At 63.4% G+C, this 16346-nt stretch carries 11 protein-coding genes; 4 read left to right on the forward strand and 7 right to left on the reverse strand.

What is annotated here, in order from left to right; translation table 11 throughout:
• Window positions 1–74: 74 nt before the first annotated feature.
• Together IPK70_01765 and IPK70_01770 are read right to left on the reverse strand one after the other, a co-directional pair.
• On the reverse strand, window positions 75–2657 hold the full coding sequence (locus IPK70_01765; protein ID MBK8225885.1) for a hypothetical protein: 2583 nt from the start codon (window positions 2655–2657) through the stop codon (window positions 75–77).
• Between the two features lie 18 nt (window positions 2658–2675).
• Window positions 2676–3323, reverse strand: coding sequence for a flavodoxin-dependent (E)-4-hydroxy-3-methylbut-2-enyl-diphosphate synthase (locus IPK70_01770; GenBank protein MBK8225886.1), 648 nt, complete (start codon window positions 3321–3323; stop codon window positions 2676–2678).
• 80 nt (window positions 3324–3403) lie between these two features.
• On the opposite strand from IPK70_01770, the gene IPK70_01775 reads away from it, so the two are divergent.
• Window positions 3404–3991, forward strand: a complete 588-nt coding sequence (locus IPK70_01775) for a CopD family protein (protein MBK8225887.1) — start codon at window positions 3404–3406, stop codon at window positions 3989–3991.
• Here IPK70_01775 and IPK70_01780 read toward each other — a convergent pair.
• The 5 genes from IPK70_01780 to IPK70_01800 all read right to left on the reverse strand — a co-directional run bounded on the left by IPK70_01780 (window position 3976) and on the right by IPK70_01800 (window position 9499).
• Window positions 3976–4614, reverse strand: coding sequence for a hypothetical protein (locus IPK70_01780; protein ID MBK8225888.1), 639 nt, complete (start codon window positions 4612–4614; stop codon window positions 3976–3978). The two genes, IPK70_01775 and IPK70_01780, sit on opposite strands and share 16 nt — an antisense overlap.
• Window positions 4615–4624: 10 nt before the next feature.
• Entirely contained in the window at window positions 4625–5023 is a 399-nt protein-coding gene (locus tag IPK70_01785; protein ID MBK8225889.1) for a hypothetical protein, read from the reverse strand.
• A 54-nt stretch (window positions 5024–5077) separates the two neighbouring features.
• Window positions 5078–6142, reverse strand: a complete 1065-nt coding sequence (locus IPK70_01790) for an SPOR domain-containing protein (protein MBK8225890.1) — start codon at window positions 6140–6142, stop codon at window positions 5078–5080.
• 167 nt (window positions 6143–6309) lie between these two features.
• A complete protein-coding gene (kdsB, locus tag IPK70_01795) occupies window positions 6310–7068 on the reverse strand; it encodes a 3-deoxy-manno-octulosonate cytidylyltransferase (protein MBK8225891.1) in 759 nt (252 codons plus the stop codon).
• 1414 nt (window positions 7069–8482) lie between these two features.
• On the reverse strand, window positions 8483–9499 hold the full coding sequence (locus IPK70_01800; protein ID MBK8225892.1) for a TonB-dependent receptor plug domain-containing protein: 1017 nt from the start codon (window positions 9497–9499) through the stop codon (window positions 8483–8485).
• Window positions 9500–9625: 126 nt separating this feature from the next.
• Between IPK70_01800 and dprA the strand changes: the two genes are divergently transcribed.
• The 3 genes from dprA (at window position 9626) to IPK70_01815 (ending at window position 16317) form a co-directional block, all read left to right on the forward strand.
• Window positions 9626–10732, forward strand: a complete 1107-nt coding sequence (gene dprA, locus IPK70_01805; protein ID MBK8225893.1) for a DNA-protecting protein DprA — start codon at window positions 9626–9628, stop codon at window positions 10730–10732.
• Between the two features lie 167 nt (window positions 10733–10899).
• The gene (gene gdhA / locus IPK70_01810; GenBank protein ID MBK8225894.1) at window positions 10900–12255 is read left to right on the forward strand and encodes an NADP-specific glutamate dehydrogenase; all 1356 of its coding nucleotides are present in this window, start codon (window positions 10900–10902) and stop codon (window positions 12253–12255) included.
• A gap of 132 nt (window positions 12256–12387) precedes the next feature.
• Window positions 12388–16317: a PKD domain-containing protein gene (locus IPK70_01815; protein MBK8225895.1), complete on the forward strand. Its 3930-nt coding sequence runs from the start codon at window positions 12388–12390 to the stop codon at window positions 16315–16317.
• Window positions 16318–16346 lie beyond the last annotated feature (29 nt).

A 16346-nucleotide genomic window follows, 5' to 3' on the forward strand; every position in this document is an offset into this window, starting at 1 on the left:
CTTCTGGATGCAAGCGGGGCCGAAGGTATTCGCGCGGGACGAGGTCGCTCAGGCTTGCTCATCCAACCGATCGCTCAGCGCTGCAGAACGAAGCGAGCGACCCGCGCGCCGGTCGGCGTTCCTAGCCTCAGCATGTATGCGCCGGGCGCTGCGTCGGGTGGCATCGTGATCGCGAAGCCTTCGCTCTGCCGCTGCACCTCGGCCGGTATGCTTCTGCCGGCATCGTCGACCAACATCACCGACAGCATGTGTTCCGTCTCGTTCAGGCGGATGAACACGCGTCCAGCGGACGGGGATGGGAAGCATAGGAGTCCTTCCGGCAGCGCTTGCGTTGCAGCGCTCACGTTGAAGTCCGGATCGAATCGGAACAGGAACGGATCAATGCCTTCGCTCTCCCAGAAGTCGGAGCGGCGCAGATCGCCTGCGAGCAGGACCGTATCTCCGGGCAGCACCGTGAGCACGGAGTTGCCGAACTTCACCATGGCGGTGTCGGCGATCGTGTACACGCCGCCGTCACCGAACGAACTTACGAGCGCGCCATCCGCACCGAACTTCAGCAGCGGTAGGGTGCCCCAGTACTCGTAGCACGATACGAGCAGTTCGTCCGTGCTGAGCAGGCCCATGCCCCGGCCCAGTTGGAAATCCGGGAGGGCATAGTATCCATTGTTGAACGAGAGATCCAAGCTGCCATCGGGTTGCAAGCGCGAAAGCCAACCGAACGAAGTGTCATCGTAGAGCACGTAGTAGCTGCCATCGGGCCGCACCACGGGCCTGACGCTGGTGAAATAGAAGCTGGTCTGCGGCAGTGTCACCAGTGCCGCGCCATTGGTCCCGAAGCCGCCGAAGGGCTGTCCCGAGGCGTCAACGGCGTAAGAGAAGAGCTTGACCTCGCCGTTGATGTACTCGGTGCCGATGCACAGCAGCCCGCCATTCGGCAGCATCGCGATTCCGCTTACGGACACGCCATCCCAACCGAACAGCACCTGCCCATCGGTGCCGAAGCTCAGGTCGCGCTGCCCATCGGCGCTAAGCATCACAATGGCGCAATGCTCCGGGGTCGGATTGCTGATGTCGCCCATGTTGATCAGCACAGCGGTGCGGTCATCGGGGAGCACGATCATGTCCGCGCACTGCTGGATCCCGTTAGTGGTGCCCGTGACGCCCGCGTTCGTGTTCCAGAACGCATCGGTGCTTCCATCCGCCAGCACGAGCGTAGCCACGGGCCATGAGCTGTTGCCAACGATGTTGGACCCGGCTACCACCGCAGTGCCGTCGCTGCGCACGCCCACGGCGATGGGCCTGTTCATGATGGGATCAGCCGCGCCGCTGTAGCCGAAGCCAAGATCCGGCGCACCGTTCGGCTGGAAGCGCGCCATCATCGGTCCTGCTTGGTAGCCCGGACCCACGGTCCAGATGTACCCATCGCTGGCCACGGCCAATCCGGTCACGTTCTCATTCCCTCCGTTGCCGTTGCATACCATGCGCCCGTTCCTGCCCCACGCGGTGACCGCATCGCCACCGAGGTCGTAGCGCTCGATCGCCACATCATCCGAGAAGGGCTCTGCGTTGACCATGAATCCGAACACATCGACTCCATCGCCTTCGCTGTATGTGAATTCCAGGGTCTCGCCCAAGCTAAGGTCCACCTCGCCGAACGACGGATCCAATTGATCATTGGCATCAACGCGCCGAAGCTTCGAATTGAAGAAGTACCAGGATCCATCTGGAGCCGCTTCAATGTGCAGGGCCCCGAAGGGCCAAGTGTTATTGAAGGTGAAGTCGGCATCGAGGGCAGTGCCATCCTCGAGCAATCGTCGGATGCCCGTGTCCTTGCCGAGCAACACCATTCCGTTGGGCAGCTCGGCCAAATCATTGATCCAGGGGAACGCCGACACGAAAGGCTCAGCGGACCACCCATTCGTGCCAAAGGAGGTATCGAGCGTTCCGTTAGCATTTAGGCGCGCCAGGCCAGTGCCCCCGACGAGCATCTTGCCGCTGGCCAAGAACTCCACGATTCGGAACGAGTCGGTCACCGACGCAACGAACGAACCTCCTGTGCCGAAAGAGGTGTCCAACGCACCGCTTGCCAACAAGCGGCGCACCGTGGCATTGCCGCCGCTGCTGCCCAAGAGCAGGATCCCATCATCGGGCTGCACGGCGATGGTGTTGATGTCGATGCCCACAACAGCCTGCGCGCCATTGGGGCCGAATGAAGGATCGGGGTAGCCGGTGGGCAGCACCCGCACGAGCTGCGTGAGGCCGCTGTTCTGATCGTAAAGTATCATGATCACCCTGCCGTCGCTCTGCATGGCAGCAGCAATCAGAAGCCTGTACCAGAGGCCGTTCCAGATGAGTTGCTCGAATTCGGTTTCACCATGTCGGCCGTAGCCGAGATCGCGCTGGCCGCTGGGATCAAGCAACGCGGTGAAGGGCCCTGTGATCTGGTTGGATGCATCGATGTTCATCCCTACCACCACGGTGCTGCCATCATTGCGGCGGAACACCTTCACGGGGCGCGAGCTGACGTTGCCGCCGTGGTCCCATGTGGTCAGTCCGTTGTTGCCGAAGTCGGGATCGATTCCCAAGACCCACTGCCCGCTGACGAGCGTAGCGCAGGACAAGAGACCAATCAGCAGGAGCGTCCTTGTGAACGGCATGTTCTCTTGGTTCTGGTTCTACAGAGAAGCGTCCAGGCCGGCATCCAACCACATCCGGTGCTCTTTGATCAGCGCGATCAGCTCATCCACGGCTTGTGCGCTGGGCACGTTGCGCTTCATCACTTCCTTATCGCGGTACAGGGTAATAACGCCATTTCCGGTCCCTACGCACCCGAAGTCGGCATCAGCCATCTCGCCGGGGCCGTTAACGATGCTGCCCATGATGCCGATCTTCACGCCTTTCAAGTGGCTGGTGCGCGCGCGGGTCTTCGCCGTGGTCTCTTGCAGGTCGAAGAGCGTGCGGCCGCAGCTCGGGCAGCTGATGTACTCGGTCTTGCTGGTGCGCGTGGCTTGCAGGATGCCGAAGGCTGTGCGGCGAACAAGGTCTTCTCGTCCGCCCTTCTCATCAGCGATGAAGATGCCGTCAACGAGGCCATCGATCAGCAGCGGATCGATATCCGTGCTGCACTCGAGCACGAGCGCGTCGTTGCTGATATCGCCATAAGCGCGCTCGACGATCACCGGCGCCGGGCACTCCTGCACCATCAACCCGAAGAAGAGCCGGCGCTGCTCGGCCATTCCATGCGCGTTGTAGGTGTCGTTGGGGAGCACCACGTGCGTGGTCTCTGAGTAGCTATCGGAGATGGGGCGTGATGCGCGGTTCATGTGCGGTGCTCGCCTTCGCGGTCGTGCGGTCCGGCGATGGCGCGCGAAGGTAGGCGGACTGGTACGCGTACTTTTCGCTCATGCCCGAACAAGCCCCCGTCCTGCTGCCCTTGCTCAAGCTGTTGCACCTGCTCGCGCTGATCGCCTGGTTCGCGGCGGCCTTCCATCTCGCGCGCTTGTACAATACGCACCGCGCGGCCTTGAAGCTCTGGGAGCCGGAGCGCGGATTGCTCCATGCACGGTTCACGCTCCTGGAGCGCCGCGTGCTGTATGGCCTGGCTTGGCCCGCGTTGATCCTGTTGGTCGTATTCGGAGTCTGGCAACTGGTGCAGATGCCGGCGCTGCTCAAATCGCCCTTCATGCACCTGAAGCTGGGCCTGGTGGCGCTGCTGGTGGTGTACCAGTTGCTCATCCATCGCGTGCAGGTGCGCCTGCAAAGCGCATCGCTCAACTGGTCAGGACCGGGACTGTGGTTGTTCGGGCAGGGCGCGTGGGCATTGCTGGTGGCATTGCTGGCCACCATGGTGTTCCGCGATCGGCTCAGCTGGACCTGGGGCGCTTTGGGCCTGCTGGTGCTGGGCGCCGTGATCGGCTATGCGGTGATGAAGATGCGCGGCTCCGCTTCAACGGAGCAGGCATCCGGCGCGAAGGATCAGGGCAGCTTGTAGAAGAGCACGCGGCCATCGTCCGTGCCCACCAGCAGCCACTCTTGCCAGCGCAGGAGCGGCGCGCGGTGGTGCTGGTCCTTGTTCTCTGGGAAGTTCAGCGTCTGAATGGATCTGCCCTCGGCATCGATCACGTCCACTGCGCCATTCTTCCCGGCGCGGAACACGTGAGCGCCATCCTTCAACTCACTCTGCTGGTAGAAGCGGTCGAAGGTGGAATTGCCCATGTCGAGACCCATGGCTTTCACGGCGCGCGGGTCGGGCACCCAGCGATGCTGCTGCAACGAGGGCTGCGGCTTGCCGTCCTTCATGCTGTACACCACGCGCTTGCCGCTATGCCCGATGAGCACGGCGTATTCGCCATTCTCATTGAACGCGCAGTAGTAGGCCGCCATGCTTCCGTCCTCGTTGTACGGGAGCGTGAGCAGCTTCTTGCCGCTCTCCAGGTCGATCAATTCGGCGCCCTTGTTCAGCCCCACAAGGATGCGGTCGCCTTTGGGCGCCATAGCGATGCAAAGCACCTCGGCCTTCGTTGCACGGATGGTCCGCTCGGCCGCTGCGGGCAGCACTTGCGCGAAGAGCGGAGTGATGGAGGCCAGGAAGAGGGCGAGCAGGGAGCGGCGCATCAGCATGGGTTCAGGCGATCAGGTGCCGCTGCGTCTCGAGCCAGGCCAGCGCGCTCTCGCGGTCGGGGAACATCTGGATGGGGCGGCCGGGCTTGTGATGGCGCACGAAGACGTTCGCAGCGAGCTGGTGGCCGAAGTCGCGCACGATGATCGCGTCGGCGGCGATGTGCTCGTTCGACTCGGCGGATTGCGCGGCATAGCCGCGCGCCTCGTTGCTCATCGTGGTGTTCTGGCCCACGGACACCATCAGCAAGGTCTTGCGCCCTTTGCGCTCGGCGGCGATCGCGGCGAACATGGCCTTCACATCCTCCACGCTCACCAGATGGTCATCCTTGAAGTGCGTGTGCACGATCTCCGCATCGATGAAAGTCACCGTGCAGGAGGGCAATTCAATGGCGTGCATGGTCATCCGCGGCTCAGGGGGTGCGAAGCTAAAGCGATGGGAGGCGGCGTGCGGCGCTGATCAACGGACCAGCAGCCAGGCCGAGCGGCCCTCGTTGGTGCGCACTGCTTTGAGCATGGCCATTGCCTCGTCGCGAGAAGCGTAACTGCCAATGGCTACCGGATGCAATTGACCGCGTTGGCGCAGCCGGCGAGCCGGGAAACCCTTGGAGAGGAGCTCGCTCAAGAGCTTATCCGCGTTTTCTGGCTGGGCGAAGCAGCCGCCGACCACATGGTAGCGCAATGCCGAATCGTCCGTGGTCGTGGGCTTAAGGGCCACGTGCGTGGTGTCGGCGGCGGCTAAGGCGGCAACTGGCCGCCCCCAATCCACCTTCATGCGCACATCCGATTCTTCATCGAGGACCACTTCGCGAACGCCCGCGCCAGCGGTATCAAGCGTGAAGGGCGCGAGCGCATTCACAGGTGCGAAACCTGCTTGCGCTGGTGCCGTGTACGAAGGTTCGGGGCCACTCTTCCACGGCGCCCAGCCGCTCCACTGGGCCTGTCCATCGGGCCCATTGCTGACCACCCAGAATGCTGCTGCGCCGATCAGCAGGATGCCTGCGCTGGCGGCAGCCCATGCCAGGTAGGGGCGTTTGCGATCCTCGATCTCCTCAGGAGCGGGCTGCGGCTTCGTGATCGGCAGGGCGGCTGGCTTGGTGCGCACCGGCTCCACGGCCACAGCGGCCAAAGGCCGAAGCCCATAGGCATCGCGGAGGTAGTTGGTGCGCCGGTCGGGGTCGAATTGCAGGTTGTGCTCGGCGTCGCGGTAGAAGATGCCGATGCTGGGCAGCTCCAAACGGCCGCTGCGGTCGAGCGCTAGCCGCCACTCAGCCACTTCGGCGTCAATGCGCGCGGTGGCCTTGTCGAAAGCGAGGCCCTCGCGCTTGGCCAAGCGGTCGGCCAGCAGCCCATCATTGCGCACCAAATGCCGGTTGAAGCTCAGGTCTTTCGAAGGCGGGTGGATGAGCTTTCGCGCCTCATCGAGGCGGGCCGGGCGGTAGTGCGTGAGGAAGCCGCCCCATTGCGGCACGATCACGCAATCGTGGCAGAAGAGCAGGTCGTGCAGGTCGCGCTCGAGGCCCATAGCGCGGCCAAGGTATTGCGCCTCTTCGTTGGGTGCTGTGCTCAGCGGGTAAAGCGGCCAATGGGAAGCGACGAGCAGGGAGGTTGGGAAGCGGCAAGTAGGCGAGCCGGCAGCGGCAAGTCGATCCACTCGCCACTTGCCGACGCGCCACTCTTATCGATCGCTGTTCAATCCTTCTGGAAGTCACTGGCCCTGCGCCGCGCTTCTTCCAGATCGGCGGGGGTATCCACGCAGAACGAAGGATGCTCCGTGAGGCCGATGCGGACCCTGTAACCGTTCTCTACCCAGCGCAATTGCTCCAAGGCTTCGGCCTTCTCCAGGGATGACGGCGCGAGCTTCACCAATTGCTCGAGCACCTCGGCGCTGAATCCATAAAGGCCTACGTGCTTCAGGTATCGGAAACGTGCATGCCGGGGTCCGGGACCAGTCTCTCGAAGGAATGGGATTGTCGCCCGGCTGAAGTAAAGCGCGTCCATGTTCACGTCGGTCGTGATCAGCACTTCGCCGGGGTCATCGAGGTCGCGTTCATCGGAGACCACTTGCGCGAGCGTGGCGATCCCGCTCGGGGCCTGGCGCAGCGCCAGGCACAGCTCATCGATCTGCTGCGGAACGATGAAGGGCTCATCGCCTTGGATGTTCACCACGGCATCGTAGCGGTCCCGACCGGCGATGGTGAGCGCCTCAAAGCACCGGTCGGTGCCGCTCGGATGGTCCGATGAGGTCATCACGCATTCACCGCCCTGCGCCGCCACATGCTCGAGCACGCGCGCATCATCGGTGGCCACGATCACCCGGTCGAGTGAAGAGGAGCGCCGCGCCTGCTCCACCACGCGCATCACCATGCTGGTCCCGCCGATATCGACCAGCGGCTTGCCCGGCAGGCGCGTGCTGGCATAGCGTGCGGGGACCACGCCGAGGATGCGCATGCGTGATCTGGTGCTCACAGGGTCGCGCTCAACTGCACCTGCACCGTGCGCGGCGCCTCGATGCTCAAGGGCCGGAGCGAGTACACCTCGTTGCTGAGGTTGTTCACCACCACCGTGGCGCGCAGCTGCTTGCTCAGGTCAAGCCCTGCGCGGACGTCCACGATCCAGGTGCCCGTGCGATTGCGCTCCATCCAGCCGGTTATGCCGGTGGGGAGCTCGTCCGGTTGGGGCGGGCCGGCGTCCAGGTCAATGAAGGCCTTGTCGATGTTGCGCACATGGCTGTTATACCGCACGCTGAAGCCCGTGAACACCTTGCGGTACTGCAGCTGGATATCGCTGCGGAAGGTTTGCTGGATGCGGAACTTCAGGATGTTCCCTTCCGGATCGTAGCTGGTGTTGGAGTAGGTGGAGGCAGGGATGATCCGGATCGGATTCTCCGGTGGAATGGCGTACACCTCATCCGGCGTGGTGCTGATCGGATCGGTTGATGTCCAGCCCAGCAGAGCGGTGAGCTCTACGGCCCTGATCTTCCCTTTGCCCGCCAGCTCCAATTCGTAGCCTGTTACGCGCGCACGGCCGGTATTGACGCTCTTGAAGCCGAGTCCGAAGAACTCATCCACGGCATTCCCGAGCGTGAACGGCTTCCATTGCCCGAAGGTGAATTCCACATAGTCCTCGTAATCCTGCTGGAACCATACGGCATCCACATAGCCCATGAAGCCGCCGATCTTGAATCCTTGCTTCAGGCCCGCCTCCACGTTCCACGAGCGTTCCGGCCGCAGCTCGGGGTTCGGGAAGATCACCAGGCGCCCCACGTTCGTGCTGATGAAGCGCTCGCCGATGGTGGGGAAGCGGAAGCCCTGTCCGTAGCTGGCGCGGATGAAGGTGGCGCGCATGGCCTGGTAGGTGGCGCCGGCGCGGAACACGGGTTGCGCGGCGTCGGCATCGTTCACGATGAACTGCTCGTAGCGCACGCCGCCGCTGAGCGCGAGCTTCTCCTTGAAGAGCTTCTTGTCGACCTGCAGGTAGCCGGCCAGGTTGCGCGCCTTGTTGCGGTCGTTGCCATCGGCGTTTCCGCGATAGAGCTCGGCGGTGCTGATCACATCGCGCAGCAGCAGGCCGCCTGTGAAGTTGGTCTCGCCCAGGAGGTCCAGCTTCTGCTGCACCTGGTACTCGGCATGCCAGGTGGCGTTGCTGTTGCTCTGGCCATTGTCGTTGTCGAAGATCTGCCGGTGATGGCGGGTGCGAAGGCTGTGGCGCGTGCCGCCTTCGCCCGTGTAGGTCACGAAGGGGTCGATGTAATACTGCGTGGCCTTGGTGCGCGTGACCGTGCCGGGGAAGGGGCGGAAGAGCCCGCGGTCCGTATCGTTCCAGATGAAGACGCTGGTGCTCTTGCCCTTCTGCGCATTGCCGTTCACGCCGAAGGTGAGTCCCGGCCTGCTCTTGCTGCGCCAGCGCAGGTTGGCATTGAAGCGCGCGCGGTGGTCGTAGCCGCCGGGGCCGATGCGGTACGGGTCTGCGGCGATGGTGTCCGCGGGCAGCGGCTCTGGCCCCACATAGCCTTGGTCCGAAACGCCATTCCCCCGATCACCAGGTCGAGCTGCCCGAATTGCTGGCTATGGTAGAAGCTGGCGCCGCTGATGCCCGGATTGTTCTGGTCCCACCATTTGGCGGGTGCATGCCCCGGGGTGTCGTACACCCCGCTGAAGAGCGTGGCGCGCGTGCGCGGTTCGGCTCGCGGGTAGGCCGTGCGCACATTGATCACGCCGCTGAGCGCTGCGCTGCCATAGAGAACCGATGATGCCCCCTTGATCACTTCCACCTGCTCGAGGTTCTCGATCGGCAGGAAGGACCAGTTGGGCCTGCCGATGTCGCCGCTGAGGATCGGGATATCGTCCACCAGCACCATCACGCGGCTGCCAGCGCCGTAGCTGAAGCCGCTGCCCGCGCGGATCTGCGGCTCTTCATCCACGATCACCACGCCGGGCACTTGATCCAGCGCCTGCTCCAGGCTCACTACGTTCTTGTTCAAGATGATATCTGGCCGCAGCACGCTGAGCGATTGGGTGACCTCGCCGATGCGCTGCTCGTAACGGCCGCCGCTGATCACCACCGTCTCGAGCTGGGCATTGCCGAGCGCGAGCTTGATGCTCAGGTCCCGCCGTTCGCCGGCGACCAGCGTGATGGCCTCGGTGCGCGTGGCGTAGCCCACAAAGCTGAAGGCGATGCGCGCCGCCCCGGCCGGGACCTGCAAGAGGTAAACGCCGTTCACATCGGTGGCCACGCCTTTTCCGGGAGCGTAGGTCACGTTCACGCCGATCAAGGCCTCGCCGGTGGAGGCATCGGTGACCTTGCCGGTGATCGTGGCGTCCTGGGCCATGGTGGGCACGGAAGCAGCGAGCGTGAGCGCAGCGAGTGTTTTTCGCATCATGCGTAGAGCGATCTTGGGGCCGCCGCGATCGACAGGAACCACGGCGGTCGGGCGAATGTAGAAGAAGGCTTGAATGCGCGGCCCGATCGCTGATGGACCACGCTGTCGGCGTCACGAACCGAATCCATGACCGATCAGGAACTCATACACCGCATAGCGCTCAGCATGCTCAAGGGAATAGGCCCGGTGAATGCGCGCAATCTCGTGGCCTATTGCGGCGGCGTGGATCCCATCTTCACGGACAAGAAGCTGAAGAACACCTTGGAGAAGGTGCCCGGCATCGGACCGAAGCTCATCGCCAGCATCACCGATAAGAAGGTGCTGCCCGCGGCGGAGAAGGAGTTGGGATACGTGCGCAAGCACAAGCTCCGCATGCTCTTCTACCTCGATGCGGAATACCCCAAGCGCCTGAAGCAATGCGAGGATGCGCCGGTGATCCTCTTCGTGAAAGGCGATGCCGACCTTGATGAAACGCGCATGGTGAGCATTGTGGGCACGCGCACGCCCACCGAGCAGGGCAAGCAGCTCTGCGTGGAGCTCGTGCAGGGGTTGAAGGAAGCGAATGCCACCATCGTGAGCGGCCTCGCCTACGGCATCGATATCGTGGCGCACCGGCAAGCACTGAAGAATGACCTGCCCACCATCGGTTGCGTAGCGCACGGACTGGACAAGCTCTACCCCGGCGATCATGCCGCAACGGCGAAGGAGATGGTGAAGCACGGAGCGCTCGTGAGCGAATTGCCGAGCGGATCGCCCTTCGCGCCCGGCAACTTCCCAGCCCGCAACCGCGTGATCGCCGGCCTCAGCGATTGCACCATCGTGGTGGAGAGCGGTCCCAAGGGCGGCTCGCTCATCACCGCCGACATCGCCAGCAGCTACGACCGCGAGGTGTTCGCCTTCCCCGGCCGGCCCACCGATCCGCGCAGTGAGGGTTGCAACAAGCTTATCCAGCAGAACAAGGCTGCGCTGGTCAACAGCGCCAAGGATGTGATCACCTTGATGGAATGGCTTCCCAAGAAGAAGAAGGCCCCGGTTCAAGCCGCGCTCTTCGCGGAACTGATGCCCGATGAGCAGGTGCTGATGGACCTCATCAAGGCCAAGGGCAGGATCAGCATCGACGACCTCTGCGTGCAGAGCAAATGGCCGCAAGGGAAAGTGGCTGGCCTGTTGCTGAACATGGAGTTCAGCGGGGCGGTCCGCAGCTTGCCTGGGAAGGTGTACGAGGTGAATTGAGGTTGAAGGGTCGTGCGTTCACGCGCCGCCGCCGATTCCGCCGGTTGGGGACATGGGCTGGAGTGGCAAGAACCCTCAACCCGCGCCAACCATCAACCTGCATTCAACCTGCAATCCCCCACCTACATTTGCCGCCGCTTAATCAAAAGCACCAACAAAACATCCCGATGGCAAAGTCGAACAAGGCTGTTGATGCATTCATGGCCGAAGTGAAGAAGCGCAACGGCAGCGAGCCCGAATTCCTTCAGGCCGTGCACGAAGTGGCCGAGATGGTGATCCCCTTCATCGAGGCGAACCCCAAGTACAAGGGCAAGATGCTCCTGGAGCGCATGGTGGAGCCCGAGCGCACCATCATGTTCCGCGTGCCCTGGGTGGACGACAAGGGCAACGTGCAGGTGAACCGGGGCTTCCGCATCGAGTTCAACAGCGCCATCGGCCCCTACAAGGGCGGCCTGCGCTTCCACCCCAGCGTGAACCTCAGCATCCTGAAGTTCCTGGGCTTCGAGCAGACCTTCAAGAACAGCCTCACCACCCTGCCCATGGGCGGTGGCAAGGGCGGCAGCGACTTCGACCCGAAGGGCAAGAGCGACGGCGAAGTGATGCGCTTCTGCCAGAGCTTCATGACCGAGCTGTGGCGCCACGTGGGCCAGTTCACGGACGTGCCCGCCGGTGATATCGGCGTGGGCGGCCGCGAGATCGGCTTCATGTTCGGCCAGGACAAGCGCTTGCGCAACGAGTTCACCGGCGTGTTCACCGGCAAGGGTGCCACCTGGGGCGGCTCGCTGATCCGTCCCGAGGCCACCGGCTACGGCTGCGTGTACTTCGCCGAGGAGATGATGAAGCACAACAAGACCGGCTTCAAGGGCAAGACGGTGGCGGTGAGCGGCAGCGGCAACGTGGCCCAGTACGCCATCGAGAAGGCCACCCAGCTCGGTGCCAAGGTGGTCACCGCCAGCGACAGCGATGGCAGCATCTACGATCCCGCCGGCATCAATGCCGAGAAGCTCGCCTTCCTCATGGAACTGAAGAACGTGAAGCGCGGCCGCATTGAGGAGTACGCCAAGAAGTTCAAGGGCGTCACCTACAAGAAGGGCGCGCGCGTGTGGGATGTCGTGGCCAAGTGCGATGTCGCCCTGCCCTGCGCCACGCAGAACGAGTTGGACGGCAAGAACGCCAAGGACCTGGTGAAGAAGGGCGTGAAGTACGTGGCCGAAGGCGCCAACATGCCGAGCACACCGGAAGCGATCGAAGTGTTCCAGGGAGCAGGCGTGGCCTTCGCTCCGGGCAAGGCCAGCAACGCTGGTGGTGTTGCGACCAGCGGCTTGGAGATGAGCCAGAACAGCCTGCGCCTGAGCTGGACCCGCGAGGAAGTGGACCAGCGCCTGCACACCATCATGAAGAATATCCACGCCGCCTGCGTGAAGCACGGCAAGGAGGGCAAGGGCATCAACTACGTGAAGGGCGCCAACATCGCCGGCTTCGTGAAAGTGGCCGATGCGATGCTGGACCAAGGGGTGGTGTGAGCGCAGTACGATTCGAATGCGAGAAGCCCCGGCGGGAGTCGGGGCTTCTTCGTTGGCAGGATCCCAATGCGCCTGTCGAAACTCAGTGCTGCAACCATAGCGCGCATCGCATCTTGCGCTGAACCTGCACCCATGCGATCCTTCTGCCTTTCCTTCGGCTTGCTATGCGCGTTCGCCGCATCCGCGCAGACCTACGAGCGCATGGTCTCGCACGGCCCGAGCGAATCGCCGCAATGGGTGCAGCTCATGTACGCCCCCGATGCCGATCCCGGCGCGGTGCAGGCGGCCTACGATGCCTACTACGCCGTGAATCCCTTCGTGAAGAACAGCCACACGCAGTACTTCAAGCGCTGGAAGCGGGAAATCGGGCATAACCACATCCCGAAGGACATCGCGCAGCGCGAGGCGTACGAAGAGGCCCTGGGGTCGTACCTGGATGAGAGCGCGAGCGGCGATCGCGCTGCTAACTGGACCTGCATCGGTCCCTTCGACTGGGACCATGGCGCGGTGGATAAGAGCTATGCCTGCGGCGCGGCGCATGTCTACACGGTGGAGCAGAGCCTGGCGAACACGAACCTGCTCTATGCAGGAAGCGCTAATGCCGGCGTGTGGAAGAGCACCGACAAGGGCCTCAACTGGACCAATGTGACCAAAGGCATGATGATCGGCACGGTGTACAGCGTGGAGCTGGACCACACGGCGCAGAACACGGCCTACTTCGGCGCGGAAGGCGATCTATGGAAGACCACCGATGGCGGCGCGAACTGGGCGAGCATCGGCGATGCGGCGTTCCAAGCCGCCAACCACACGATCCGCGACATCGTGCTGCATCCCGCCAACAACCAGATCCTCTTCGTATGCAGCAGCCAGGGCCTTTACCGCAGCACGAATGGCGGCAGCAGCTTCACGCAAGTGCAGGCGGGATCATGGCAAGAGCTCGAGTTGAAGCCGGGCGATCCCGCCACGGTCTATGCGATCAAGCAAGTGAGCAATCGCACCGAGTTCTGGCGCAGCACCAACAGCGGCGTGAATTTCTCGCAAGTGGGCACGGGTTGGCCATTGCCCGTGGATCCTGATGAGCAAGAGCGAACAGAGATCGCGGTGAGCGCCAGCGCCCCTAACACCGTTTATGCGCTCTGCACCGGAGTGGCCGATGGCGGCAGCGGCCTCTACGGCGTTTACAAGAGCACGGATAGCGGCACCAACTGGACCTTTCAATGCTGCGGCACAGGTCCCGGTGGTGTGCCGACGCCAACGAACAAGAACCTGATGGGCTGGGATGATGCCGGACAGGACGATGGCGGCCAGTACTACTACGACCTCGCCTTCGCCGTGGATCCCGCCAACGCGAACAAGCTCGATGTGTGCGGGGTGCAGCGCTGGGTGAGCAACGATGGCGGGGTGACCTTCACCTGTCCAGCGAAATGGAGCCACAGCTACAAGGCGGATTACGTGCACGCCGACATCCACGATATCCGCTACTACGGCAACGAGGTGTGGGTGGCGAATGACGGCGGCATCTTTTACAGCAGCGATGGCGGCGGCACCTTCAACCGCCGCATGTTCGGCATCGCGGGCACCGACTTCTGGGGCTTCGGCGCTGGCGGATGGACGGGCAGCGCAGTGATGCTCGGCGGCACCTACCACAACGGGACGCTGCTGAAGGATAACAACGTGTACACCAACGGCTGGGTGAGCACCGACGGCGGAGACAATTTCCGCGGCTTCGTGCATCCGCAGTACGATCGCCGCGTACTGAGCGACTACGGCTACAAGACCCTAAGCGGCGACCGCACCGTGAACAACGGTAACGCGAGCTGGGCCCGCGAGCCCAACGCGGACTACATCACCGGCCGCAGCAGCGAAGTGGTCTGGCATCCCAATTCAGTGAACACCGCATTCGTGGGCGAGGGCAATTCGCTCTGGCGCACGGACGACAACGGCATTGGCTTCACCGAGGTGCACGACTTCGGGGAGTACGTCACCAGCATCGAAGTGGCGTTCAGCGACCCGAGCACGATGTACGTCTGCACCTACAGCGATTGGTGGGGCGATAAGAAAGTATGGCGCACCACCAACGGCGGAACGAGTTGGACGAACATCACGCCGAGCAGCGCGACGATCAACGGCAACACCTGGGTGCCCTACGATATCGCCGTGAGCGCCACCGATCCGCAGGCCCTCTGGCTCGTGCGCACCAGCCAATACGGTGATTACCCCAACATCAACGGCTACGTGGTTTTCCGGAGCACCAATGGCGGGACGAGCTGGACCAACATCACCGATGCCACGCTCAACAACGAGTGGCCCACCAACATCGCGCACCAGCTGGGAACGAATGGCGGGCTGTACATCGGCACGCGCCGCGCGGTCTATTACCGCAGCGATGCCGCCCCTGCATGGGCCCTGTGGAACACAGGATTGCCCGCGCGCATCTTCAGCACGCGCTTGCTGATCAACTACCGCGACCAGAAGATCCGCAACGGCACCGACCGCAGCGTGTGGGAGAGCACCGTGGAAACGCCCAGCGCGCCCGTGGCCAACTTCAGCGCGGACAAGCGCACGATCACCTGCCTGGCGCCCAGCGTGCAGTTCTACGACAACAGCGTGCTCAGCGGCAACGGCTACTCGTGGAGCTGGAGCTTCCCCGGCGGATCGCCCAGCAGCAGCACCAACCGCAGCCCGCTCGTGACCTACGGCGCGCCCGGCAGCTACGATGTCACGCTCACCGTAACGGATGCGTACGGCACCAGCACGAGGACGATCACGGCCTTCGTCACCTATGCCAACTTCACGGCAAGCGCGCCGATGGTCGCGAATGCGGAGGACCAAGCCGTCACGCCAACGGGCTGGCGCCTGGAGAACGTGGATGGCCTGGACACCTGGACGAACGTGAGCGTGACCGGCCCGACCGGAGCGGCCACGCGTGCCTGGCGGTTGGACAACTACTACTACAACTCGCCCGGCCAGGAGGACCGTTTGATCACCCCCCTGATCACCTTGGCCGGAAGCGCGGGCACGCGCCTGCGCTTCCATCAGGCCTATGCTCCCTACAGCTCAAGCGGATATGCGGATGCGCTGCGCGTGGAGATCAGCACCAACTGCGGTACGGATTGGACCACGCTCTTCAATGCGGCCGGCACCGCGCTCGGCACCGCGCCGGTGACCACCAGCCCGTGGGCGCCCACCGCTGCCGGCCAATGGGCGTTGCGCGACCTCGACCTCAGCGCCTACGATGGACAAGCCGTCGTGATCCGCTTCGTGAACACCAATCAGTACGGGAACCGGCTCTACCTCGACAACATAGAGGTGCAGAACAATGGACTTCGCCTGGCGCTGAAGGTCCTATTGGACGGCCCCTACGATGCGGCTGCGCAACGCATGGGCGATGGTCTTCGCGCGGCCGGATGGATACCCGTCCTAGAGCCCTATACGGCACTTGGCTTCACGCAGGCGGCCGACGGCGGCGGCGAGCTCATCCAGTCTGGCGTGCTATCGCGCACAGGCGATGATGCCATCGTCGATTGGGTGATGGTGGAGCTTCGCGATGCCGCAACCTCTACGAGCATCGTGGCCACGCGTGCCGCGCTTGTGCAGCGCGATGGTGATGTGGTGGCGGAGGATGGTGTCTCGGCCATAGCGCTGCTCGCGCCGGCTGGCATGTACCGCATCGCTGTGCGGCACCGCAACCACTTCGGCGCGATGACCGCGAACGGCTACAACCTCTCCACCACGAGCAGCGTGATCGACTTCACCAGCCCTGGCCTGGCCATGCACGGCACGGAAGCCATGCGCACGGTGGGCGCGGTGCGCACCCTTTGGTGCGGCAACGCCTTGCGCGATGCCCAGGTGAAGTACACGGGCCAGTCCAACGACCGCGATCCCATCTTATTGATCATTGGGGGAGCGGTGCCCACCAACACGGTGCCCGGTTACTATCTGGAAGATGTCAACCTCGACGGCCTGGTGCGCTACACGGGCAGCAGCAACGACCGCGACCCGATCCTGGTGAACATCGGAGGGAGTGTGCCCACGAACGTGCGCTGGGAACAGCTTCCATGAGCGGGTCGCATCGAACGAGCGCGCCCCGG

The organism is Flavobacteriales bacterium, assembly GCA_016712535.1.
Classification (GTDB): Bacteria; Bacteroidota; Bacteroidia; order Flavobacteriales_F; family PHOS-HE28; genus PHOS-HE28.

Coding starts and splice junctions, on each gene's coding strand:
- IPK70_01765 (MBK8225885.1), bottom strand. CDS start 2,657: ATGCCGTTCACAAGGACGCTCCTGCTGATTGGTCTCTTGTCCTGCGCT.
- IPK70_01770 (MBK8225886.1), bottom strand. CDS start 3,323: ATGAACCGCGCATCACGCCCCATCTCCGATAGCTACTCAGAGACCACG.
- IPK70_01775 (MBK8225887.1), top strand. CDS start 3,404: ATGCCCGAACAAGCCCCCGTCCTGCTGCCCTTGCTCAAGCTGTTGCAC.
- IPK70_01780 (MBK8225888.1), bottom strand. CDS start 4,614: ATGCGCCGCTCCCTGCTCGCCCTCTTCCTGGCCTCCATCACTCCGCTC.
- IPK70_01785 (MBK8225889.1), bottom strand. CDS start 5,023: ATGACCATGCACGCCATTGAATTGCCCTCCTGCACGGTGACTTTCATC.
- IPK70_01790 (MBK8225890.1), bottom strand. CDS start 6,142: ATGGGCCTCGAGCGCGACCTGCACGACCTGCTCTTCTGCCACGATTGC.
- kdsB (MBK8225891.1), bottom strand. CDS start 7,068: ATGCGCATCCTCGGCGTGGTCCCCGCACGCTATGCCAGCACGCGCCTG.
- IPK70_01800 (MBK8225892.1), bottom strand. CDS start 9,499: ATGATGCGAAAAACACTCGCTGCGCTCACGCTCGCTGCTTCCGTGCCC.
- dprA (MBK8225893.1), top strand. CDS start 9,626: ATGACCGATCAGGAACTCATACACCGCATAGCGCTCAGCATGCTCAAG.
- gdhA (MBK8225894.1), top strand. CDS start 10,900: ATGGCAAAGTCGAACAAGGCTGTTGATGCATTCATGGCCGAAGTGAAG.
- IPK70_01815 (MBK8225895.1), top strand. CDS start 12,388: ATGCGATCCTTCTGCCTTTCCTTCGGCTTGCTATGCGCGTTCGCCGCA.